Origin of the sequence: Paraburkholderia sp. RCC_158 (assembly GCF_041355255.1) — a bacterium.
Classification (GTDB): domain Bacteria; phylum Pseudomonadota; class Gammaproteobacteria; order Burkholderiales; family Burkholderiaceae; genus Paraburkholderia; species Paraburkholderia graminis.
This window is the reverse complement of record NZ_JBFUPM010000011.1, coordinates 100,431-123,047: the sequence shown is the minus strand read 5'-3', so window position 1 is coordinate 123,047 and position 22,617 is coordinate 100,431. Positions and strand designations below refer to the sequence as shown.

23 protein-coding genes and 1 pseudogene are annotated in these 22,617 nt (G+C 63.3%); 14 read left to right on the top strand and 10 right to left on the bottom strand.

All coding sequences use genetic code 11. The features are described from left to right. Positions 1 to 85: 85 nt before the first annotated feature. The gene (locus AB6809_RS21630) at positions 86 to 2,239 is read left to right on the top strand and encodes an ATP-binding protein (protein ID WP_371027172.1); all 2,154 of its coding nucleotides are present in this window, start codon (positions 86 to 88) and stop codon (positions 2,237 to 2,239) included. 116 nt (positions 2,240 to 2,355) lie between these two features. Beyond that, a complete protein-coding gene (locus AB6809_RS21625; RefSeq protein WP_006047066.1) occupies positions 2,356 to 2,658 on the top strand; it encodes a hypothetical protein in 303 nt (100 codons plus the stop codon). Between the two features lie 132 nt (positions 2,659 to 2,790). On the opposite strand, the gene AB6809_RS21620 is transcribed toward AB6809_RS21625, so the two are convergent. The 3 genes and pseudogenes from AB6809_RS21620 to AB6809_RS21610 form a co-directional block, all read right to left on the bottom strand. Beyond that, positions 2,791 to 3,810: a class I fructose-bisphosphate aldolase gene (locus AB6809_RS21620; RefSeq protein WP_371027123.1), complete on the bottom strand. Its 1,020-nt coding sequence runs from the start codon at positions 3,808 to 3,810 to the stop codon at positions 2,791 to 2,793. A gap of 76 nt (positions 3,811 to 3,886) precedes the next feature. Beyond that, positions 3,887 to 4,307, bottom strand: a pseudogene (locus AB6809_RS21615) (secondary thiamine-phosphate synthase enzyme YjbQ). 22 nt (positions 4,308 to 4,329) lie between these two features. Continuing rightward, positions 4,330 to 4,650 (bottom strand): thioredoxin family protein, encoded by a 321-nt coding sequence (locus tag AB6809_RS21610; protein ID WP_006047069.1) that lies wholly within the window; start codon positions 4,648 to 4,650, stop codon positions 4,330 to 4,332. A 272-nt stretch (positions 4,651 to 4,922) separates the two neighbouring features. On the opposite strand from AB6809_RS21610, the gene AB6809_RS21605 reads away from it, so the two are divergent. From AB6809_RS21605 to AB6809_RS21590, 4 genes are all read left to right on the top strand, one after another. Then, positions 4,923 to 5,219, top strand: a complete 297-nt coding sequence (locus AB6809_RS21605) for a DUF2628 domain-containing protein (protein WP_053859122.1) — start codon at positions 4,923 to 4,925, stop codon at positions 5,217 to 5,219. 159 nt (positions 5,220 to 5,378) lie between these two features. Further along, complete coding sequence (locus AB6809_RS21600; RefSeq protein WP_371027122.1) at positions 5,379 to 6,722, top strand: sugar efflux transporter; 1,344 nt, start codon at positions 5,379 to 5,381, stop codon at positions 6,720 to 6,722. 201 nt (positions 6,723 to 6,923) lie between these two features. Next, on the top strand, positions 6,924 to 7,961 hold the full coding sequence (gnd, locus tag AB6809_RS21595; protein WP_371027121.1) for a phosphogluconate dehydrogenase (NAD(+)-dependent, decarboxylating): 1,038 nt from the start codon (positions 6,924 to 6,926) through the stop codon (positions 7,959 to 7,961). A gap of 68 nt (positions 7,962 to 8,029) precedes the next feature. Continuing rightward, positions 8,030 to 8,731: an HAD family hydrolase gene (locus AB6809_RS21590; RefSeq protein WP_044020110.1), complete on the top strand. Its 702-nt coding sequence runs from the start codon at positions 8,030 to 8,032 to the stop codon at positions 8,729 to 8,731. Here the strand turns inward: AB6809_RS21590 and AB6809_RS21585 are convergent. Together AB6809_RS21585 and AB6809_RS21580 are read right to left on the bottom strand one after the other, a co-directional pair. After that, positions 8,728 to 9,258 (bottom strand): ankyrin repeat domain-containing protein, encoded by a 531-nt coding sequence (locus AB6809_RS21585; protein ID WP_371027120.1) that lies wholly within the window; start codon positions 9,256 to 9,258, stop codon positions 8,728 to 8,730. The genes AB6809_RS21590 and AB6809_RS21585 overlap by 4 nt on opposite strands. A 94-nt stretch (positions 9,259 to 9,352) precedes the next feature. Continuing rightward, positions 9,353 to 9,478 carry a hypothetical protein gene (locus tag AB6809_RS21580; RefSeq protein WP_258196184.1) on the bottom strand — a complete coding sequence of 42 codons (126 nt, stop codon included), beginning with the start codon at positions 9,476 to 9,478 and terminating at the stop codon, positions 9,353 to 9,355. 329 nt (positions 9,479 to 9,807) lie between these two features. Here AB6809_RS21580 and AB6809_RS21575 point away from each other — a divergent pair, with 329 nt between their 5' ends. From AB6809_RS21575 to AB6809_RS21565, 3 genes are all read left to right on the top strand, one after another. Next, the gene (locus AB6809_RS21575) at positions 9,808 to 12,201 is read left to right on the top strand and encodes a phosphoketolase (protein ID WP_371027119.1); all 2,394 of its coding nucleotides are present in this window, start codon (positions 9,808 to 9,810) and stop codon (positions 12,199 to 12,201) included. A gap of 12 nt (positions 12,202 to 12,213) precedes the next feature. After that, positions 12,214 to 13,362 (top strand): acetate/propionate family kinase, encoded by a 1,149-nt coding sequence (locus AB6809_RS21570; RefSeq protein WP_371027118.1) that lies wholly within the window; start codon positions 12,214 to 12,216, stop codon positions 13,360 to 13,362. Between the two features lie 258 nt (positions 13,363 to 13,620). After that, on the top strand, positions 13,621 to 14,322 hold the full coding sequence (locus tag AB6809_RS21565; protein ID WP_006047077.1) for a YceH family protein: 702 nt from the start codon (positions 13,621 to 13,623) through the stop codon (positions 14,320 to 14,322). 10 nt (positions 14,323 to 14,332) lie between these two features. On the opposite strand, the gene AB6809_RS21560 is transcribed toward AB6809_RS21565, so the two are convergent. Together AB6809_RS21560 and AB6809_RS21555 are read right to left on the bottom strand one after the other, a co-directional pair. Further along, positions 14,333 to 14,851, bottom strand: a complete 519-nt coding sequence (locus AB6809_RS21560) for an SLATT domain-containing protein (RefSeq protein WP_006047078.1) — start codon at positions 14,849 to 14,851, stop codon at positions 14,333 to 14,335. Positions 14,852 to 14,944: 93 nt separating this feature from the next. Next, positions 14,945 to 16,210, bottom strand: a complete 1,266-nt coding sequence (locus tag AB6809_RS21555) for an acyl-CoA dehydrogenase family protein (RefSeq protein WP_371027117.1) — start codon at positions 16,208 to 16,210, stop codon at positions 14,945 to 14,947. A 246-nt stretch (positions 16,211 to 16,456) separates the two neighbouring features. Here AB6809_RS21555 and AB6809_RS21550 point away from each other — a divergent pair, with 246 nt between their 5' ends. Then, the gene (locus AB6809_RS21550; RefSeq protein WP_371027116.1) at positions 16,457 to 17,458 is read left to right on the top strand and encodes a DUF2515 family protein; all 1,002 of its coding nucleotides are present in this window, start codon (positions 16,457 to 16,459) and stop codon (positions 17,456 to 17,458) included. Positions 17,459 to 17,811: 353 nt separating this feature from the next. Next, positions 17,812 to 18,087: a hypothetical protein gene (locus AB6809_RS21545; RefSeq protein WP_371027115.1), complete on the top strand. Its 276-nt coding sequence runs from the start codon at positions 17,812 to 17,814 to the stop codon at positions 18,085 to 18,087. An 87-nt stretch (positions 18,088 to 18,174) separates the two neighbouring features. Here AB6809_RS21545 and AB6809_RS21540 read toward each other — a convergent pair whose 3' ends face one another. Next, positions 18,175 to 18,345, bottom strand: a complete 171-nt coding sequence (locus AB6809_RS21540; protein ID WP_006047080.1) for a hypothetical protein — start codon at positions 18,343 to 18,345, stop codon at positions 18,175 to 18,177. A gap of 245 nt (positions 18,346 to 18,590) precedes the next feature. Between AB6809_RS21540 and AB6809_RS21535 the strand changes: the two genes are divergently transcribed. Then, a complete protein-coding gene (locus tag AB6809_RS21535; protein ID WP_371027114.1) occupies positions 18,591 to 19,265 on the top strand; it encodes a UdgX family uracil-DNA binding protein in 675 nt (224 codons plus the stop codon). 19 nt (positions 19,266 to 19,284) lie between these two features. Here AB6809_RS21535 and AB6809_RS21530 read toward each other — a convergent pair whose 3' ends face one another. Continuing rightward, positions 19,285 to 20,193 (bottom strand): DUF72 domain-containing protein, encoded by a 909-nt coding sequence (locus AB6809_RS21530; protein ID WP_371027113.1) that lies wholly within the window; start codon positions 20,191 to 20,193, stop codon positions 19,285 to 19,287. A 116-nt stretch (positions 20,194 to 20,309) separates the two neighbouring features. On the opposite strand from AB6809_RS21530, the gene AB6809_RS21525 reads away from it, so the two are divergent. Together AB6809_RS21525 and AB6809_RS21520 are read left to right on the top strand one after the other, a co-directional pair. Then, positions 20,310 to 20,618, top strand: coding sequence for a DUF6566 family protein (locus tag AB6809_RS21525; protein WP_371027112.1), 309 nt, complete (start codon positions 20,310 to 20,312; stop codon positions 20,616 to 20,618). Beyond that, positions 20,618 to 21,127, top strand: coding sequence for a hypothetical protein (locus AB6809_RS21520; RefSeq protein ID WP_053859112.1), 510 nt, complete (start codon positions 20,618 to 20,620; stop codon positions 21,125 to 21,127). Before AB6809_RS21525 ends, AB6809_RS21520 begins: the two co-directional genes overlap by 1 nt. A 25-nt stretch (positions 21,128 to 21,152) precedes the next feature. Here AB6809_RS21520 and AB6809_RS21515 read toward each other — a convergent pair whose 3' ends face one another. Next, positions 21,153 to 22,574 (bottom strand): HD domain-containing phosphohydrolase, encoded by a 1,422-nt coding sequence (locus tag AB6809_RS21515; protein WP_371027111.1) that lies wholly within the window; start codon positions 22,572 to 22,574, stop codon positions 21,153 to 21,155. Positions 22,575 to 22,617: the final 43 nt, after the last annotated feature.

Below are 22,617 nucleotides of genomic sequence, written 5' to 3'. Positions count from 1 at the left end.
CACTAAGGAATTAGCGCACGAACGCCGCGGCACGATACGTGCGTCCGATTGCCTAACTTGTATGACCTTTGATGGAGCGTGGGCCGTGCAGCGTGCGGAGCGAGTCGCAGTTGATTTTCCGATGCCGTCGCGCAACTTTGCGGCGACGCGGCGAATGCTCCTTATTGTTCTTGCCGTTTCCATTCTGTTCCCGCTTGCCTGCCTCGCCGGTTATGGCTACTTCGATTACCAGCGCCGTATCGCCGATTCAAACGATGTGATCGACCGGCTCGTGCGCGTCGCCGAAGAACAGGCGGTCAAGGTGCTCGACCTCAATCAGCAGATGGCGTCGCGCATCGTCGAGTTGATCGGCACCGAAGACGACGCGCAGATTCGCGCGCGCGAGGCGGAATTGAACCGGCAGTTGCGCGAGATCGGCGGAGACTTCCCGCAAGTGGCGTCCATCTATCTGATCGGCGCGAACGGCGATCTGCTCGTGTCGACCCGTGCTTATCCGGCGCCAACCGTGTCTGTCAGTCAGCGCGAAGACTTTATCGCCGCGCGCGCGATGCGCCCGCATCCGTACTTCTCGCTGCCGATGCTCGGCACGCTGTCGCAGACGAACGTGTTCAACACATCGATCGGGCGTATCGGTGCGGACAGCAAATTTCTCGGCGTCGTTTCCGTCGCATTGCGCAGCGAGTACTTCTCGCGCTTTTATCGCGAGTTGACGAACGGCGATCCGTCGCTTGCGCTCTCGCTGTATCGGCAGGACGGCAGTCTGCTGGTGCGCTATCCGCCGTGGCCAGGCGGCGTGCAGCCGCCCGCGGCGAACGCGTTTGGCGCGGCCTTGCGCGACAAACAGTTGTCGGGCCATGTGCGCGTCAAATCGCCGGTCGACGGCGTGGAGCGGCTCGTTGCGTTTCGGCGCGTCGGCGATTATCCGCTCTACGTGTCGAGCGCTTATGCAACGGGCTCGATCGTCGATGCATGGCGCCGGCACTTCATCGTGATCGCCGCGCTGACCGCGGTGCCGTGCATCGCGATCTGGATGCTGGTGCTGTACTCGCTGCGTCAGCTCGACGGCGAGCGCGTCGCGTGGGAACGCTGGCAGGGCGAGGTCGCGATGCGGCTGTCGGCGGAAGCATCGAGCCGGCAACTGCAGCGCATGGGCGCGCTCGGCAATCTGGTTGCCAACGTGGCGCACGACTTCAACAATCTGTTGATGGTCGTGTCCGCCAATATCGAACTGGCGCGGCTAAAGCGCTACAACAACCTTGAGAAGGAGATGACCGCCGTGCAGCGTGCGACCGCAACGGCTGAATCGCTGACACGCCGGCTTTTGAGTGTCGCGAAGAAGCAGCCGCTCAAGCAGGAGCCGATCGACCTCAGGAAATGGATGCCGGGCGCCGCGCCGCTCATCGAAGCGGCGCTCGGCGACAAGATCGAACTGGCGCTCAGCATCGTCGACGATGTGTGGCCCGTGCTCGCCGATCCGACCGACCTGGAACTCGCGATCATGAACCTCGCGGTCAACGCGCGCGATGCCATGCCGCGAGGCGGACGCTTTGTGATTCGTTGCCAGAACAACCGGCTGGTCGGCAGCGATACCTTGCTGCCCGACGGCGAGTATGTGCTGATCGCCTGTTCGGACGACGGCGAGGGCATGCCCGAATCGGTCGCGCGGCGCGCCTTCGAGCCGCTTTTCACGACCAAGCTGGGCGGCTCGGGCGCGGGCCTCGGTCTCGCGCAGGTGCTGTCGATGTGCGAACAGGCGGGCGGCACCGCGAAGATCGACAGCGTGCCTGGCAGCGGCACGACGGTGCGGCTGTATCTGCCGCGCTATCGCGAGCGCCGCGCGACGCACGCGGCGAGTCAGACCGTGGTCGAACAGCCCGCGCTGCGGCATGCCGGCATGGTGCTGCTGGTGGAAGACAACGAGGATGTCGCCGCGGGCGTCGCAGCGGTGCTCGAGACGTTCGGCTGCGAAGTGCGGCACGAACCGACCGCCGACCAGGCGTTCGACGTGCTCAACGGCGGCGAGCGTTTCGAACTCGTGCTGTCGGACATTCAGATGCCGGGCAAGCTGAACGGCATCGACCTCGCCGAACGAGTGCGCAGCACCTGGCCTTCGCAGAAAATCGCGTTGATGACGGGCTATGCCGACGAGCTCGAACGCGCGCGCCGCATCGGCGTCGCCATTCTGGCGAAGCCATTCGATATCGAGGAACTGCACGCGCTCGTCGCTTGCGAATCGTAAGCCACGCCGTTTGTGCGGCACACCCCTTGCTGAACTCCTGATGAGGCATGCGCAGGCGGCGCGTCCGCTTGCGCAATCCGCTTCTATTCCGCATTCATCCCGACAGGAGAACAGTTATGAAGATCAAGAAGGCATTGCTCGTTTCCACACTGCTCGCAGCGTCGTCGCTGGCCATGGCGCAAGGCACAGGCGGTGCGGGTGGTGGCGGCGCCGGCGGAGGTGGCGGCGCGGGCCCGGCCGGCAACGACCCGAGCACGAGCGCCGGCGCGAATACGTCGACGCGCGAAGGCGGCGACACGGGATCGGGCACGATGTCGCATTCTAAGACGAAGAAGCATTCGTCGAAGACGACCAAGCCCGCGACCGACACCACAAATATGCCGGGCGCGAACGCGAGCAGCGACACGAAGGGTAAGTAATGCGTGCGTCGTGTGCGTAGAGTTCACGCACGCACGCTTGCGTAAGTTTCGTGAGTGACGCGCCCGTGTGCGCGTCACTCATTTACACCGCGCTGTTGTTTTTACTTTCGCGTTTGTTCTGGCTAACGCAGCCTAGCTTTTCTCTTGCGCTGCGTCGTATTTCCCGAGCGCCGCGGCGCTGTTCAAACGCGCGCGTTTGAGCAACGCCTGCTGCGCTTCCTCGACGTTGCCCGCCGCGCCTTTCCATGCCTGCAACGGCGGTTCCTGCAACGCGCGCCCATACGAGAAGCTCAGATTCCACGGCAGCGGCCCGAGGCGATTCATTGCGTCGAGATTGGCGGTGGCTTCCTCGGGCGATTGTCCGCCGGACAGAAACACGATGCCGGGCACGGCCGAAGGCACCGTGCGTTTCAGAATCCGCACGGTATAAGCGGCGATGTCCGCGGTGGACGATTGCCGCGCGTTCTCCGAACCGGCGAGCACCATGCTCGGTTTCAGCAGAATATGTTCGAGCACCACGCGATGCCGATGCAGCGCATCAAACACCTCGTGCAGCACCGCTTCGGTGACTTCGGCGCTGCGCTCGATACTGTGATCGCCGTCCATCAGCACTTCGGGTTCGACAATCGGCACGATGCCCGCTTCCTGCGAGATCGCCGCATAGCGCGCGAGCGAATCCGCATTGGCTTTGATCGCGAGACGGCTCGGCAAATTGGCCGTGATGTTGTAGACCGCGCGCCACTTCGCGAAGCGGGCGCCTTGTTGCTTGTAATCGACGAAGCGGCGTGCGAGGCCGTCGAGGCCTTCGGTGATTTCATCGCCCGGAGCATGGGCGAGCGCGATCTTGCCGAGGTCGACCTTGATGCCCGGCACGATGCCGTTTCGGGCGGCGAGTTGTGGAAACGGCGTGCCGTCGTCGGCCTTTTGACCGAGTGTTTCCTGATACAGAATGACGCCGCTCACGAATTCGCCGAGACCGGGCGTGGTGAGCAGCAGGTTGCGATACGCGCGGCGGTTTTCCTCCGTGGAGTCGATGCCGATTGTCTTGAAGCGTTTCGCGATGGTGGGACCGCTTTCGTCGGCGGCGAGCAGACCCTTGCCGGGCTGAACCATGGCGTCGACGGTGGCTTGCAGTTCGCTGCGGGTATCCATGAGATGTGCTCCCTTTGTTCGGGTTGCGGAAGAAAACCTGCCGTCGCGGCGCGTGCGGCTGCGCCCGGGTTATGACTTATTCGCCGATCAGATGCAACACGATGTCGCGATGCTGCGCATGGCGCCGATGCTCGAATAGATACAGGCCCTGCCACGTGCCGAGCACCATCTGTCCATGTTCGACGGGCACGCTCAATTGCACTTGCGTCAACGCGGTGCGCAGATGCGCGGGCATGTCGTCGGGACCTTCGGCGTCGTGCTCATAGCGTTTGCTCGTCTTCGGGCGCGAGGTTCGCGAAGTAGCGCTCCAGATCGCGCTGCACCGACGGGTCCGCGTTTTCCTGAATCAGCAGCGATGCCGACGTGTGACGGCAAAAGAGCGTCAGCAGTCCCGTGTCGATGTGCTGCGCCGCGACGAAGCGGCGCGCTTCGTCGGTGAATTCGGCAAGTCCGCGAGTGCGCGCCTTGACGCTTAGATGGTGGATGGCCTGCTTCATGATGGAAGCGCTCGTCTACGGTTTATAGCGACGCGAACGCGTCTGTGATCTGCTCGACGCTGGTGGGGCGCACGACGCGCGCCACTTCCGCGCCGTCGCGCATGAAGATCAGCGTGGGCCACAGCTTGACCTTGAACGAGCGGCCGAGCGGCCGGCCGGGGCCGTCCTCGATCTTGAGGTGCCTGACGCCGGCATGCGCTTCGAAGGCTTTTTCAATCGAAGGCTGCGCGCCCTGGCAGTAGCCGCACCAGTCCGTGCCGAACTCGATGACGGTGGCGCCGGGCAGGGCGTCGACTTCGGCTCGCGACGGGGCTTTGGTGGAATAGGGCGTCCGTATTGCCATGCATGCTCCGCTGTGGATCGGGTTGTGCGGTGTGGGGTTGCCGCGGCGCGCGGCGATCCTGTGGCCGTTGTGCTGGTCGCTACGGTAATCGCCGCAGTAATCGCGGCGGTCAACACGCGCCGCATTTTGCTTGGATAAGAGTATCAGCTATTGGTTCGGGGTTCAGACTGGCGGAACGGGGATTTGACACAAACGTACAAGTTCGTCACGCGCGGCTGTTAAACAATGCCGCACATCATCGGCAATCTGCCGGCGAATTTGAGGAAGGAAAAATGGCGGACAGGATTTATCTGGGGCGCCCCGGCACGGACGACACCATTGGCGTCCCCACTGGTTTCAGTTGGGGCGCATTCTTGCTGGGCCCGATCTGGGCTCTGTCGAGGCGCATGTGGTTTGCGGCCTTTGCAATGGTGGCTGTGGAGCTGGCACTGTACTTACCGAGCTTGTGGTTAGACCGGGGCGACATAGTGACCTTGCTCCTGTCGATCCTGTTTGGCATCGCCTGCGGTAAGTATGGCAATGGCTGGCATCGACGGGTCTTGGAGAAACGGGGGTATGCGGTGCTGTAAGTCTGAGCGCCAGTGCGGTCGGGAGTGAGATTTGGGACACGCCTCCCCACCTTTACGCGCCCGCGCGAGCGGTCGATAATGCCCCGTTCATTCCCGCCACGAAGCCTGCCGTGCGCGCCGCGCCTCGCAGGCTGGCTTCTCCTGAACTCACAGCCGCCCGTGTCGAAAAACTCACGTTTTTTTGGTCTGCTGCACATTCCCGGCTTCAAGCCGCTTGCCGCCGCCACGCTGATGCTCGGTGTGGCCATGTCGTTCACCGCGCCGTATCTGTCGCTGTTCGGCGTCGAGCGCGCCGGCATGACGCCGTTCCGGCTCGGCGTCTTCATGACGCTGATCGCGGCGAGCGGCGTGCTCGCGAGCACCTTTGCCGGCCGCTGGAGCGATGCAAGCGGGCGGCATCGGCCGTTACTGCTCGTCGCGCTCGTGCTGGCCGCGCTCGGCTATCTGTCGTTATGCGTGGTGCGCGATTACAGGCTGCTGCTCGTCGTCGGCATTGTGTTTATCGGCGTCGGCGGCTCGGCTATTTCGATGGTGTTCTCGTTCAGCCGCGCCGCGCTGCCCGTGCCCGACGCGTCCGAGCGCGCGTTCGCCAGCGCGACGCTGCGCACGATTCTCTCGGCGGCGTGGGTGTTCGGGCCGTCGGTGGGCGCGCTGGTGCTCGCGGCGACGAGTTTCACCGGACTCTTTCTGTTCGCCGCGGCGAGCTTTGCGGCGTGCGCGGCCATCGTGTGGCGCATGCGCGAGCCGCAAGGGCATCTCGGTGACCATACGGTAGAAGACACCGCATCCGAGCCGTCGTCGTCGATTACCGTGCCGCCGCTCAGGGAACCCGGAGCGGATGCGCACGAGGACCTGCCGGGCGTCGCATCGGCGAACGACATTGGCCGTGCAGTCGCCGCGCTGACCTTGCTCGGGCTCGCGGCCAACGCCACGATGATCGTGTTGCCGCTTTACATCGTGCATGGCCTGAACGGCACGCATCTGGACGTATCGGTGATGCTCGGCCTCGGCGCATTGACCGAGATTCCGATGATGCTCGCGCTCGGCGCGAAGTCTTCGAGCCTGCACAAGCCGAACTGGCTTGCCGCCTGCGCGGCGGTTCATGCGGCCTATTTCGTCGCGATGTCGCTCGCCGGAAACGTGCATGTGCTGATTCCGATGCAGATTCTCAACGCGTTCGTCGTTGCCGTGACTTCATGCCTCGGCATGACCTACGTGCAGGACCTGATGCCCGATGCGCCAGGCCGCGCCACCGCGCTCTTCTTCAACGCGGCGCGGGTCGGCTCGATTCTTTCCGGCGTGTTGTCCGGCCTGCTGGTGCAGGCGTTCAGCTATCGCGGCACGTTTCTCTTTTGCGGTTTGCTCGCGCTGTGCGCGCTCGTGCTGTTTGCCGTGCCGGGCTATCGTTATCCGCTGATGTGGCGAGCCGGGCGGCGTTTCGCCCGCACGCAATACGCGAAGCTTCAATCGAGGCGCGCGTTGCGCGGAGGGCGCGAGCTTTAGCGGGCACGGCACACGTTTCATGTGCGGCGGGCCGGTTTGCCACGCGCTGAATGACAGGGACCTTACGTCGCGCACAACTTCGGCAAGGAGGCGTATCGTTGTCGTCACGCATGCTGCCGGACGCGGCCGACGCAACAAACGCAGCATGACCATCTGACTGAAACCAGGCAGCATCACAAGGCACTTTCGGGAGCGGTGAAAATGCAGCTAGGCATGATTGGATTGGGACGCATGGGCGCGGATATGGTGCGGCGCCTGACGAAGGGCGCGCAGCAATGCGTCGTCTACGACGTACAGCCTGCGGCTGTCGAGCGGCTCGCGCAGGAGGGCGTGACGGGCGCGTCGTCGCTCGAAGACCTCGTCGCCAGGCTCGACAAGCCGCGCGCCGTGTGGCTGATGGTGCCCGCCGCGGTGGTCGACGGCACGCTTGAAAAACTCGTGCCCTTGCTCGAGCCGGGCGACATCGTGATCGACGGCGGCAACTCGTACTATCACGACGACATTCGCCGCGGCGCCGACCTCGCCGCACGCAAACTGCATTACGTCGACGTCGGTACGAGCGGCGGCGTCGCGGGCCGGGAGCGCGGTTATTGCCTGATGATCGGCGGGGAAACGCAGGTCGTCGAGCGGCTTGAGCCGATCTTTTCGACGCTCGCGCCAGGCGCCGCCGCCGCGCCCGCGACGTCAGGACGCAATCCGGGCAGCAGCACGGCGGAGCAGGGCTTCCTGCATTGCGGTCCGCTCGGCGCAGGGCACTTCGTGAAGATGGTCCACAACGGCATCGAATACGGCTTGATGGCCGCGTATGCCGAGGGCCTCAACATTCTGCGTCACGCGGATGCCGGCAAGCACGCGCGCGAGGCGGACGCCGAGACCTCGCCGCTGCGTCGTCCACAGTTGTATCAATACGATTTCAATCTGGCCGATATCGCCGAAGTGTGGCGGCGCGGCAGCGTGATCGGCTCGTGGCTGCTCGACCTGATCGCGGGCACGCTCGCGGGCGATGCCGATCTGCAACAGTACGCGGGCCGCGTATCCGATTCGGGCGAGGGACGCTGGACGATGTCGGCGGCCATCGACGAAGGCGTGCCCGCGCCCGTGCTGAGCGCGGTGCTGTTCGCGCGCTTCAGTTCGCGCGGCGAAGCGGACTTCGCGAACCGCGTGTTGTCGGCGATGCGTCATGACTTCGGCGGCCATGCAGAAAAGCCGGCTGCGCCGCCCGCGAGTTCGCAGGGTTGATCGTCCGCTAATAGCACAAGCAGCAAGCAGCACAAGCACAGAGCACAGCCGAATCCACGGAGCCGCACATGCCAGCCGCACCCGCCACCCGCACTGCACCGCACGACGTCGTTTTCCTCTTCGATTGCGACAACACGCTGCTCGACAACGACCATGTGCTCTCCGACTTGCGCAGCCACATGATGCGTGAGTTCGGCACCGACAACAGCACGCGCTATTGGGAAATTTTCGAGCAGTTGCGCGGCGAGCTCGGCTATGCCGACTACCTCGGCGCGTTGCAGCGGTATCGCACGGAGCATCCGCGGGACACGCGCCTGTTGCTGATGTCGTCGTTTCTGATCGATTATCCGTTTGCGAACCGGCTCTATCCAGGCGCGCTCGACGCGTTGCGCCACGTGGGCGAGTACGGGCCCACAGTGATTCTGTCGGACGGGGACGTGGTGTTTCAGCCGCGCAAGGTCGCGCGTTCGGGCCTGTGGGACGAAGTCGAAGGCCGCGTGCTGATCTACATCCACAAGGAGCTGATGCTCGATCAGGTGATGGAATGCTACCCCGCGCGCCACTACGTGATGGTCGACGACAAGCTGCGCATTCTCACCGCGATGAAGAATGCCTGGGGCGGGCGGCTCACCACGGTATTTCCGCGCCAGGGTCACTACGCTTTGGACCCGAAGGAGATACTCGGCAATCCGCCCGCGGACGTCACGATCGAGCGGATCGGCGACCTCGCGCAGTTCGACGTGAAAGCGCTGCTGGCGGAAAAGCCCTAGACGTTGCGCAGTTTTTCCTGCGCGTCGGCGGCGCCCATTCTGCCTGCCGCATCCTGTGCGCTTGTGCCTGCCGAGTCGCGCGCATCGCGATTCGCGCCGTGCGCGATCAGCAGATCCATGATCGTGGTGCGGTTGAACATGGCGGCGACCATCAGCGCGGTGCGTCCGTCGGGCGATGCACCTTCGACATCGGCGCCATGCGCGAGCAAGGTTTCGACCACGGCGTCGAAACCCTTGAAAGCCGCGCCCGCGATAGGCGTCTGGCCGTTATTGTTGCGCAAGTCGGGATCGGCGCCGCGTTCGAGCAGCGTGCGCACCGCGTCGACATGTCCGTGATAGCTCGCGAGCATCAGCAGACTGTCGCCGTTGTCGTTGCGCAGATTGGGCGGCACGCCTTTTTCGATCACGGCGGCGAGCATCGCGGCATCGCCCTGGCGCGCGAGGTCGAACACCTGCCGCGCGAGTTCGAGCACTTGCGGGTCGATAGGTTGCCCGGAAGGCGGGGAAGAGTCGGCCGGATTGGTCAATGAAATCTCCTTGCAGGAACGCTGCGCCGCTCGGCGCATGAACACCGGCAGCATACACAGTTTGCGCCGTCGACGCGCGCAGCGGCACGTCCCATCACGCGTGGCCGAACAGCTTCACGAGCAGCCCGAATATGCCGACGAGGACAGCCAGGCCCGCGCACAGCACCACGAGCGTGAGAAGAAGAACGAGCGGCGCTTTCATACGGTTGGAAGTCGGCATGATGAATGTGTATGGTTAAGAGCGAGTAATACGAGTGCGCGACGATGTGCGCAGTCGCTTTGCGCAGCTTAAGCGTTTCGGTGGATGCGTGCAGCGTGGGTGGCGCAGGACTTGCAGCGGGGCGTGCGGCGTGCGGTGATGGTCACGCTTGACCACGCGCAAGCATTTGTCCGCACTCCCGAACCATGATGCGCGCATGCGGTCACACCGCAGACGACCGCGCTTCGCAACACGCCTCACCCCCGTCATGTCACGCGCATGACACGCATCGGCAAAACACTTCGCAACGTCCGCTAACCCGCCTGACAGTTCTTACGAGGAGTGACGTCATGGCTGAAGCAATCTCCCGTCCTGCCCCGCCGCAAACTCTCGACCCCGACACGCTGCGCAAGATGGACCGCTACTGGCGCGCATGCAATTACCTGTCCGCCGGCATGATCTATCTGCGCGACAACCCGCTGCTGCGCGAACCGCTGAAGCCGGAGCACATCAAGAATCGTCTGTTGGGACATTGGGGCTCGGACCCTGGACAGAGCTTCCTGCTCGTGCATCTGAACCGGCTCATCAACAAGCTCGACCTAAACATGATCTACATTTCCGGTCCAGGGCACGGCGCACCCGCGACGCTCGCGAACTGTTATCTCGAAGGACATTACTCGGAAATCTATCCGGACCGCAGCGAAGACGAAGCCGGCCTGCGGCGCTTTTTCCGCCAGTTTTCGTTTCCTGGCGGCATCGGCTCGCACTGCACGCCGGAAACGCCGGGCTCCATTCACGAAGGCGGCGAACTCGGCTACAGCCTGTCGCATGGCTATGGTGCGGCGTTCGACAACCCCGACCTGATCGTCGCGGTGATGATCGGCGACGGCGAAGCGGAGACCGGGCCGCTCGCCACGTCATGGCATTCGAACAAGTTTTTGAACCCGGTGCGCGACGGCGCGGTGCTGCCGGTGCTGCATCTGAACGGCTACAAGATCGCGAATCCGACGCTGCTCGCACGCATTCCGCGTGAAGAACTCGAAGCGTTGCTGACCGGTTACGGCCACAAACCGTATTTCGTCGAAGGTGACGATCCAAACGTCATGCATCAGCAGATGGCCGCGACGCTAGAACAATGCATCGGCGAAATCAGGGCGATCCAGCAACATGCGCGCGCCAGCGACGACACGACGCGTCCGCGCTGGCCGATGATCGTGCTGCGTTCGCCGAAAGGCTGGACCGGTCCGAAAGAAGTGGACGGTCACAAGGTGGAAGGTTCGTGGCGCTCGCACCAGGTGCCCATTGCCGATCCGGCGACCAACAGCAAGAGCCTGAAACTGCTCGAAGGCTGGCTGCGCAGTTACGAGCCCGAGTCGCTGTTCGACGAAAGCGGGCGGCTCGTCGAGGAATTGCGCGAACTCGCGCCGAAGGGCACGCGCCGCATCAGCGCGAATCCGCATGCGGACGGCGGCGTGCTGTGCAAGATGCTCGACATGCCCGCGTTTCGCGACTACGCGGTCGAAGTGAAAAAGCCCGCATCCGCGTACTCGTCGCCCACACAAACACTCGGCAAATTTCTGCGCGACGTGATGCGCAGGAACATGACCAACTTCCGCGTGTTCGGCCCCGACGAGACCGCGAGCAACAAGCTCACGGCCATCTATGAAGCATCGGACAAGACCTGGCTCGCCGACTCGCAGCCGAACGATGCGGACGGCGGCGCGCTATCGGCGAACGGCCGCGTGATGGAAATGCTGAGCGAACATACGCTCGAAGGCTGGTTCGAAGGTTATGTGCTGACGGGCCGGCATGGTCTCTTCGCGACGTATGAAGCGTTCGTGCATGTGATCGATTCGATGTTCAACCAGCACGCAAAGTGGCTCGAAAAAGCCAAGCGCGAACTCGGCTGGCGCCGGCCGGTGCCGTCGATCAACCTGCTCATCACTTCGCTTGTATGGCGTCAGGATCACAACGGCTTCACGCATCAGGACCCCGGCTTTCTGGACGTCGTGACGAATAAAAGCCCGGACGTGGTGCGCATTTATCTGCCGCCCGACGCAAACTGTCTGTTGAGCGTGGCAGATCACTGCCTGCGTTCGCGCGATTACGTGAACGTGATCGTGTCGGACAAGCAGCCGCATCTGGAGTATCTCGACATGGATGCGGCCGTCACGCATTGCACGAAGGGCATCGGCATCTGGGATTGGGCGTCGACCGACCAGGGCGCCGAGCCGGACGTGGTGATCGCGTGCGCGGGCGACATCGCGACAATGGAGGCGCTCGCCGCCGTGCAGCTTCTGAAAGAGCGTTTTGCTGATCTAAAGATCCGCTTCGTCAACGTCGTCGATCTGTTCCGGCTGATGCCCGAGCATGCGCATCCGCATGGGCTGTCGAGCCGCGATTTCGATTCGCTGTTTACGACGAGCAAGCCGGTGATTTTCAACTTCCATTCGTATGCGTCGCTGGTTCACAAGCTGACGTATAACCGCACGAATCACGACAACCTGCATGTGCACGGTTATCACGAGAAGGGCAACATCAACACGCCGCTCGAACTCGCGATCATCAATCAGGTAGACCGCTTTTCGCTCGCCATCGACGTGATCGATCGCGTGCCGAAACTGCGCGGCGTCGGCGATCACGCGAAGGAATGGCTGCGTGGGCAGATCATCGAGCATCTCGCCTATGCGCATGCCGAGGGCATCGACAAGGAAGAAATCCGCAACTGGACGTGGAAAGACTGAGCGAGGCGCGTCATGAACACGCAGCACGGCGCTTCGCCGCCGACCATTCTCGTGCTGAACAGCGGATCGTCGTCGCTGAAGTTCGGACTGTTCGCGCATTCGGGCGACGACGAATCGCTGCTGCTCGAAGGCAGCGCGCAAGGCATCGGCCGCGGCGACGGCAGCCTGCGCATTGCCGCGCCGGACGGACGCGTGCTGGCGCACGAGCAGCATGTGCTGGAATCGCAGACCGATGCGTTGCAAAAGCTCTCGGCTGTGCTTGCCGCTCAGCACTATGCGCAGCCAACGGCGGTCGGGCATCGCGTGGTGCATGGCGGGCCGCATCTGCGCACGCATCAGCGGCTCACGCCCGAGGTGCGCCGCCGCTTGCAGGATGCGGTGCATTTTGCGCCGCTGCATATTCCGCCGGCGCTCGCGTTGATCGACGAGGCGCAGACCATCTTCGGCGACGCCGGGCACTTTGCCTGCTTCGACACCGCGTTTCATGCGACGCTGCCGCCGCGCGCGGCGCAGCTCGCGTTGCCGCGCCGTTATGCGGATGCCGGCGTGATTCGCTATGGATTTCACGGGCTTTCGTACGAATCGCTCGTCGCGCAACTGGGCGCGGCGCTTCCGCCGCGCGCGGTGTTCGCTCATCTCGGCAACGGTTCGAGCGTGTGCGCGTTGCGCGACGGGAAATCGATCGATACGTCGATGGGCATGACGCCGACCGGCGGCGTGCCGATGGGCACGCGCTGCGGCGATCTCGATCCGGGCGTGTTGCTGTATCTGATGCGTGTGGAAAAGCTCGACGCCGACGCGCTCGAAACGCTGCTGAACCGGCACAGCGGTCTCGCCGGTTACGCCGATGGCGAGAGCGACATGCAGGTGCTCGAACAACGCGCGGCGGCGGGCGACGCGAATGCGTCCCTCGCGCTCGACGCGTTCGCCACGGCGGTGCGCAAGACCATCGGCGGATATGCGGCCTTGCTGGGCGGCATCGACCTATTGGTGTTCACCGGCGGCATTGGCGAGCATAGCGCGGAGATTCGCAAGCGCATCTGCGAGGGACTGGGGTTTCTTGGCCTTCGGGAGGGCGATGCGTCGGGCAAGGTGAGGGCGGTTCATACGGAAGAGGAGAAACAGATTGCGAGGCATTGCCGTGCGTTGTTGCGTGGGTGATGCACCCACTGCGAGCGACACGGCGCTCACGCGCAGGACCGGCTGCAAACGCATAGGCGTTGAATACTCCATGTGAAAAAGCAGAAAGCCAGGCAGGCGACATGCCCAGCGGCGCGCGATACGACCCGCTGCGGCGAGATAGATGCACCGCCGGCGCCCAGGCCGTTTATCATAGTGCCCACAACCAGAAAAGTGCCGCCTCGCTGAGCGCGGCAAGGCGTTTCACCGATCACCACGGCAGCCATGCCGCTACACTACATGAATTCGACTCCCGATGTTCCCTCCCGTCCTTCGATCCGCGCGTTGACGCTGCTCGAGGGGCGCGTGCTTGGCGTGCTCGTCGAAAAACAGCACACGGTGCCCGACAGTTATCCGCTTTCGCTCAACGCACTGACGTTGGGCTGCAACCAGAAGACCGGCCGCTCGCCGGTGATGAACGCGACCGAAGCCGAAGTGCTGACCGCGCTCGACGGCCTCAAGCGGCTCAGCCTCGTCATGGAAGGCAGCAGCAGCCGCGTGCCGCGCTTCGAGCACAACATGAATCGCGTGCTTGGTTTGCCGAGTCAATCGGCCGCGTTGCTGACCACCTTGCTGCTGCGCGGCCCGCAGACGGCCGCGGAATTGCGTTTGAACAGCGCGCGCTTTCATGGATTCGCCGATATTTCGTCGGTCGAAGCGTTTCTCGACGAACTCGCTGCGAACGATCCGCCACGCGTCGTCAGACTGCCCCGCACGCCAGGCGAGCGCGAACATCGCTGGATGCATTTGCTGTGCGGCGAAGTGAACCTGAGTGAGTTCGCGCAGCCGGGCGGCAGCGCGGACGAAAGCGTGCCGCTCTCCGCGTTCGAGGCGCTGAAAGCCGAGCAAAAAAGACTCGCCGACGAAGTCAGCCGGCTTCAGGTGGTGGTGCGGCGCATGGCCGCCGAACTGGGCATCGACGCGAACGATCTCGATGCGTGAGCTTTGACGCTCAGGTGTCGGTGCCGCGGCGCGGATCGGTGGATAACGCACGCTGCGTGCGATAGAAATTGCGCGGCGGCACATTCGGCGAGTCTTGTGCGAGCCGGTCAAGCTCGTCGCGAATAGCGGTCAGATAGTGGCCGTCGCGCGCGTCGGGGTCGCCCGCGAAAACCGATTCGAGACGCCGCCGCACCGCGCCATAACGCGCGCCCGCCGCGCGATGTTTTTCGGCGCGCTCCGCATACCGCAGATACGTTTGCAGCGCCGCCGACACCGCGGCGACCACGCTCACGAGCCCGACCAGCATCCTGACCTCGAACGAAACGGCGCTCGAATTCAGCGAGGCAAACACGGCCGTGCCCACGAACGCGGCCAGCACAGTGACGAGCCAGCCCATCTGCCGGTCGCGCGCGGACAGCAGATCGGCCATGTCGTAGTGACTCATCTGGGATTCGCGCGCGCGTCGGATCCATTTCAGCAGAAGCTGCTGTTCGTCGACCGGCGGCTCGTAGGCAGGCAGATTCTTCATGGGGCTCGTCAGGGCAGTGGCGTGCCGCGCTCCGCGCGCGTGCACCGATGACGTTACTGTGCCACATGAAGGCGCGGCCTGGAGCCGCGCGTGTCACGCCGCCTGCGCGGCCGGCCGCGCTATGCCGAAGCGCTCGTTGTGCGGCCTGCCGTTCAGATAGAAGTCGCCGATGGCGGCCTCGCGGATGATCGCCGGATTGTGCGACGCGAGCACGCGCGCATTGCGCCAGTAGCGGTCGAAGCGCCGCGTTTCGCTCGTCGCCGATGCGCCACCCACTTCGAACAGCAGCGTCGCGGCCTGCAACGTTTGCTCGATGGCGATCTGCTGCGCCTGGAAGGTCTGGATGTCGAGCCGGAAATAGGTCTCTTCGGTCGTGCGGCCTTCGTGCCGCGCGATCAGTACTTCGTCGATGGCCCTTGCGAGCGATGCACTGATGCTTTGCGTCGAATACGCGAGGCTCGCGAGCCGGCCGACCACGCGTTGCACGAGCGGATTGTCGCGCGGACTCGATTCGCCTGGGATTCCGAAGGTTCGCGTCTTTGCCTGCGCGAAGGCGACGGCGTCGCGCAGCGCGGCACGGCTAATGCCGGCCAGATTCGCGATATGCAGCGCCTGATAGTACGACGTGAGCACGCTGTTGCGGCGCGGCGCCGACGCGTCATAGCGCCGGTACACGTTCTCGCGCGAGATGGGCACATGGTTAAAGCGCGTGGTGCCGCTGCCCGTCAGGCGCTGGCCGAAACCGTCCCAATCGTCGATACGTTCGAGACCCGGCGTGTCGGTCTTGACGAGCACGCGCAGGTCGCTTTCGCCGTCGTACGCGGTGACGTCGACCCAGTCCGCGTAGAGCGTGCCGGTGGTGTAGTACTTCTCTCCGTCGAGATGCCACACGCCGTCGGTCTGCGTGAGACGCAGGCTGTTGTTGGTGACGGCGGTGCGTTCGGCCACCGCGCCGCCGATGATCTGCCCTTGCGCGACGCGTGTGAGCCAGCGGTCGCGCAACGCGTCGTCGCCATATTCCAGCAGTGATTCAATGAAGCCGCCATGCACGCGCAGGATTTGCGGCAGGTTCGAATCCGCTTCGCCGAGGCGCGTGACGAGGCCAAGGAACTCGCTCAGCGACACGCCTTCGCCGCCGTATTGCGCCGGTACGCGCAGCTTCGTATAGCCGGCTTCGCGCAGCCATTCGACAGGTTCGTAGGCAAGCTCGCGATGCCGTTCGCGATGCACCGCGCCTTCTGCGATGCGCGCGAACACGGGCGCGAAGCGGCGCGTCAGCGCGTTGTCGTCGAAAAGTTGCGCGGCATCGGCAAGGCCGGCCGCATGCGGCGGGTTGTCGTGTGAAGAGGGCGCGGACATGGGTTCTCCGTATGGGACGCGCAATGCGCAATCCGGCAACGGTAAGACATACGGCGAGCGCGGAGCAACCAAGGATTTCGCCGATTCTTAGCAGGGAGAGAGGAATGGATTTTGTGCGTGGCCGCGGGCATGCATCGCTTTTGCCCGAAAACGCGGCGAATATCCCAAAAACATGGATGTTGCGCGATCTGCTAGGTTTACGCCGCACCAGGAACGGTACTGGACCAATAACAACGAGCAGATTTCATGCAGAAGTGCGACAACCCAAGGTGTCCGGTTTGTTACCCGAACTGGAAAGAGGAAGAAGCTGAAGAAGCAAAACGGGCCGAAGACAACAAGCACGACTGCATCGACTGCTGGCGGTTCTATCAGAAGCAGGCCGAGGCCATCGTCGCCGTTGACGATCCGATTGCGCGTAACCGGCGCATCAACGCGGCCTATGCGCAATTGTGGCTGGACGATCATCGCTTTCAGTGGGCGGGACTCGCGGCCTTCGCATCGAAGCAGGTAGGCTGCGGGCTACTGAACGCGGCCGACATGATCGTCAAATCGGCTTCGGACAGTGCTGCCAATTTGCGCAAGGTAACGAGTGTTGGCCCTGCTGCATGGATGATGGGCTACGGGGCACAGTCCGCTGCGGGCGCTGCGACCGCAGAAGGCGCTGGCAAGGTCTATCGGATGCTGGCAAAGGGCAATACGTCGCTGTTCCTCGACGTGTGGCCGCTGCACATGTTCTACAAGAAGTTTGGGCTACAGCGGTTCAAGAGATGCCTGCAAGAGCGACAGGCATTACGCGGGGTGGTCGTGTGGCCAATCGCGGATCGTGTCCTTTTCGCCGAAACCAAACCAGAAGTTTTGCGCGCCTTTTCCGCGATTGATAGCGGCGATATTTCGACCGGCGTTGAACAGCTTGCGCAACACGAACAACTCAATATCCTGCAACCGGCCATGTACAACGATCCGGCATTCGCGCTGCTGATGCGCGCCAATCAATTCGCGTGGGCGCTGCATATCCCGACCGGATCGGCGCGGGAAATACAGCTTGCCTTCGCGAACGAATGTACGGTGACGGGGGCCAACGCCAGAAACGAACGTTTCAGCAAGGAACCGCTTGCAAATCTGGCGGACGGCGCGCAACGCATGGCGTTTGTCCTGCGTGCAGCCGAGCGTTTCGACCAGCTACTACGTGATCCACTTCAGAAATACGACGTTGAGAGCTCACTTTTTCTCATTGCGCATCCAAGGTAAGCATGCTGAGTCGAAAAATCAGGTGGTCCGGCTATCTCGCTTGCATCGTGGCGGGCTGCGTTGCCGTATGGGGATTGCTCGCAATGGCACGGCCGGTTGATGAAGTCGTTCTTACGCTTGGCCAACCTTACGAACAGGTCCGCACGCAATCGCGGTCCACGCTTCCGCCTGTCCAGCCAAATGCAGCTTGGGGAGGCTACGTGCTCCGTCCTGCAAAGTTCAGGTTTGCAGACTCGCGATTTGGCTTTACGACGCCCCCGGCGAAATTCCTTAACGTGGGGTATGACAAACATGGCAATGTATGGTCAGTGAGTCTTTCGCCGCAAGTCGAAACACTACCGCTTGACGAATCGATGGCTATCCTCACGGACTTACAGAACCAGTTCAGGCGAGGGGGATGGAAGCCGTTTCACTCGTCGACGAATCGCCCGATCGAAGACACGCAGACGGCGCGCGATGCAATTCGGGCGTGCCACGCACCGACGACACGATGGCAGGCCGACAACAAGTATCAGGTTTCGCTCAATATCCGATGCTTTCGGACGGACGACCGACCAAACGAGGAGCGCTACCTGATTACCCTCGACCTTAGTTTTCCGTTGCTCGAAGATAACGCCGGCGACAATTGAACGGATAGGCTGGCGAGCGACTCGCCGGCATTTTTCTGAAGCGCCCAACACACGACGGTTCGCCCGCGCGCGCAGGCGCACATCACGCTACGACCGATCCCGATTGCGCGCTCGCGTCGCACCGGTGATGACCGCGATGCCGAACAGAATCACGGCCACGATCGCGATGATGTGCTGCGCGACGTGCAGCGCCGTCAATCCCCACGCGACACCGCCGATAAAAATGATCCATCCGACCAGGTAGATAAGCAGGGTCATCGTTTTTCTCCTTCTGTTGTCGGCTCATGGCGCCGGTTGCCTGCCGTGAAAAATTTACCGTGCGCTCCGATGGTTGCCTATGACGCCGCTAACGCAAGGGCCATCGGCAGGCTTATTCCCAAGCACATTGCGCGCCTGGCTTCGTGATGCAGCGCATGGCCTGTCGTCGGAACGCGGCTTGCTTGCTTCGCGTGCATATCCGCCCCATGCAAAAACGCGAAGCGAGCAGCGCAACGCGACAAAATATGGTTACCACGAAGCGCACACCCAAGCGCACACCGAAACGCCCATCATCCACGGAAGGCGAAGAGCCGGCCGCGCCCGAGGTCGATCCCGACCAGCATCCCGCGACACTCGACGATTGCCGCCGCTGTCCGCTCTGGGCCAACGCGACCCAAGGCGTGCCGGGCGCCGGTCCACGCCGTGCGCCGATCATGATGGTCGGCGAGCAGCCGGGCGACAAGGAAGATCTGCAAGGCTTGCCGTTTGTCGGCCCAGCCGGCGCGTTGCTCGACGACGCGCTTGTCGAAGCCGGCGTCGGTCGCAAGGAAGTCTATGTGACCAACGCGGTCAAGCATTTCAAATGGACGCCGCGCGGCAAGCGCCGCATGCATAAAACGCCGGGGCAACGCGAGGTGGACGCGTGCCGCTACTGGCTCGATCAGGAACTCGAGAGCGTCGGCGCTCACGTGATCGTCGCATTGGGCGCGACCGCGCTGAAAGCCGTGCTCGAAGATCCGAAGTCGCGCTTGCAGGACGCGATCGGCAAGGTCATCGAACACGGCGACCGGCTCGTGGTCGCGACGTATCATCCTTCGTTCGCCTTGCGTGCGCCCGATCCCGAGACACGTCATCGCGCGTATGCGGCGATCGTCGCCGCGCTGCAGGACGCGAAAAAACTCGCGCAGCGGCGCAAATAGAAGCGGGCGTGGCGTGCTCTCACGCCGCCGCTTGCTGCGCGTGCAGCCCGAGGCGCTCCATCAATCGTTGCGCGTCGAACGGTGCGTTGGTTTTTGCATCGTTGTCGAAATAGCAGTACACGTCACGCGTTTGCGCGCGAGGCGGCTGCAGGGCCGGCGCGGCGAGACGCGCGTCGGCGGGCTGCGAACCCTGGCTCCACGATTCGATTCTGCGCGCCCATCGTTCGAGCGCCGCATCGGAGTACTCTCCCGAATACTTGGTCTCGGTGCCGTGCAGACGGATGTAGACGAAGCCCGCGCTGAGATCCTCGAACTGCGGCCATGCTTCAGTCGAATCCGACACGACGAGCGCGACCTTGTGACGACGCAGCAGCTTCACGAACGCGGGGTCGACGAAACTGTCATGACGCACTTCAATCGCGTGACGCAATTTGCGTTTGCGGTCGATCTCCACATACGGCGTCTTCACGCGCTGATCGTGCTGTTGCGCGAGCGCGAGCGCCGCTCCGGTATCGCGCGGCAGCAGGCTCAGGAAGCGCTCCATGTGCTCAGGATCGAAACGCAACGACGGCGGAAATTGCCACAGTATCGGCCCGAGCTTGTCCTTCAGCGCGAGCAGTCCCTGCGCAAAAAAATTCGCGCACGCGACGGTGGCCGTCTCGTCGCGAAAGCGCAGAAGGTGCGTCAGATAGCGTGCGCCTTTCACGCTGAAAACAAAACCGGGCGGCGTTTCCGCGTACCAGTGCTGCCAACTGTCGAGCGATTGCAGGCTGTAGTGCGTACCGTTGATTTCGATCGTCTGCATGAGGCCCGATGCGTACTGCAACTCGCTGTCCTGCTTCAGGCCTTTCGGATAGAACGTCCCGCGCCACCCTTTGTAGCGCCAGCCTGAAATGCCGATATGAATCTCGCCGGATGTGCTTTTCACGTCGATGCCCAAATGTCTGACGTCTGTCTCTGAACCTGGGGCGCAGCAATGGCCGTGCCATCGCAGGGCACGCACGTTGCTCCATCCGCGTATCGGACGATGCATTGGAGGCACGCATGGCAGGCACGGATTTCCGCAGCACCGACCTACAGACGCAAAGCGACGGCACGATGCGCGTGACGCATCGCGGCGTGGATATCGTCGTCAGTGCGAAGCAGAACGATCGGGGCGCGTGGGTCGCGCGAATCGACGCGTCCGTGGACGGCAAGCCGTTCGCGCTGCCCGACGCCGAACCGGTCACACCGGAATGGACGACGCATGCGGAGGCGTTACGCGATGGCGTCGAGCGCGGCTGCTATCTGGTCGAGCGAAGCAAGGCCGGTCACGGTCTCGAAGATTCAGCGCACGGATCGGGAGGCGACTGATGAACCGTCTCGCCAATCTCGTGTGCCGCGCGACGGTGTCGGGCACCGCAGCGGGCAGCGCCGCAGCCGTCGCCGCCGCCGCGCGAGCGCGCGCCGACGGCAGCACGCCGTACGCGCCGCTCAACGCCGTCACGCATTGCTTGTGGCCGCGCCGCGCGTTCAGCGAAACGGGTCCGAGCGCGCGCTTCACGCTGACGGGTCTCGCGATCCATCAGGCGTCGGCGATTTTTTGGGGCGTGCTGTTCGAAGGATTACTGGACCGCTGGCAGTGCCATGTAAAACGCCGCGCCGGTGTCGCGGACATCGCGGCGAGTGCGGTTACGACTGCGGCCGTCGCTTATACCGTCGACTATCACATGGTGCCGCGCCGTCTCACGCCAGGCTTTGAAGCGCATTTGACGAAGCGCTCGATGTTCTACGTGTATGCGGCGCTCGCAGCAGGTTTCGCGGCCGCCGCGCTGTGCCGCGGCAACGGCAATGGCAACAGCAACAGCAATGGCAACGGATGAGCTGACGTGACCTCATCGGACCCGCTCACGCCACTTCCGCCTTCCGCACCTCCGCCGCGCGCTCGACCAGAATCACGAACGGCTCGCCCTCGTGGATTTCATAGCGGCGAATCTGAGTGACCTGCTCGGCGGACAGCACCTTGCCCTTGGTCATCAGCAGCGTGCCGCGCGACGTGCGCAGATCGTCGGCGAGTTTCATGCCTTCCTTCAGATGCGATGCGTCGACGCGGTCGGGCACGCCTTCCGGCGTCAATTCCGCGTGCTTCATCAGCAACTCGATGTACTTCTCCGCAATCGCCGGATCGTAGCGAATGCCGCTTTGCGCGCGCACGGTCGAGATGATCTGCGCGTCGTTCATCTTTTGCGGCGCAATCACGCCGATGCGCAGATCTTCCGCATCGCGCGCCAGCGCAAGCACGCGAGCGCCGAGCGGAATCAGGCCGCCGAGCAGGCCATCCGGCGTGCCGCGTCCGTCGTAACGTTCATACTGATGGCGAATCATCGCCTGCACGCCGCTTAGTTGCGAGACCGGCGTGAGCGCCATCTGCCCATGCAACGGATGAAGCTGATACAGCTTCGCTTCCTGCGGCTGAAGCTTCGCGATAGGCGTCTTCAGCAGCGCATCGGGCAGAAACAGTTTGCCGATCCCATGCAGCAAGCCCGCCATCAGCAATTCGTTGCACGCGTAGTCGCTCAGGCCGAGCGCGGCGCCGAGCTGTCTTGCCGTCTCGCCGATTCGCGCCGAATGGCCGGGCAGCCCGCAGCGCATTTCGACCATGTTCGCGCAGACCTTCACCATCGTCAGGAAGTTGCTTTTGAGGTCTTGTTGCGCGCCTTCGAGAAACATCACGGTCTGACGTATTTCCTCGGTGCGTGCATCGACCTCGCGCTCGAGTTCCATGTTGAACGACGAGAGCTTCTCGTTCTGTTCCTGCAACAGCGCGGCGAGCCGTTCGGTCTTGCGTTGCAGCGCGAGCTGTTCGAGCGCGCGCTGGATCGTGAGCAGCAGATCCTGGTCGTCCCACGGCTTGTGCAGATAGTGATAGACGTGGCCTTCGTTGACCGCGCGCACGACCGCATCGACTTCGGAATAGCCGGTGAGCAGAATGCGGATCGCGTCGGGCGCCATGCTGCGCGAGCGCGACAGAAACTCCGCGCCGTCCATGTTCGGCATGCGCATGTCGGAAATGATCACGTCGACGCGCGCCGATTCGAGCAGCGTGAGTGCTTCCGCGCCGCTGTTCGCGCTCAGCACCTCGTACTTCAGCGGGCGCAGCAGGCGTTTGAGCGACGAGATCACGCCGGGCTCGTCGTCGACAAGCAGCAGCGTGGGGACTGTCGCGGGCGCTGCATCCGCAGCGGCATCGAAAGAAGCGAGCGGTGTTTGCTGCACGGGTTCTTCGCGAGCGGGCTCGATGGAATTGCCGGTTGCCTGAAGCTCAGCCATGATTAACCTCGTGGTTAGCGCAAATAACAGCGCGTTTTACAGC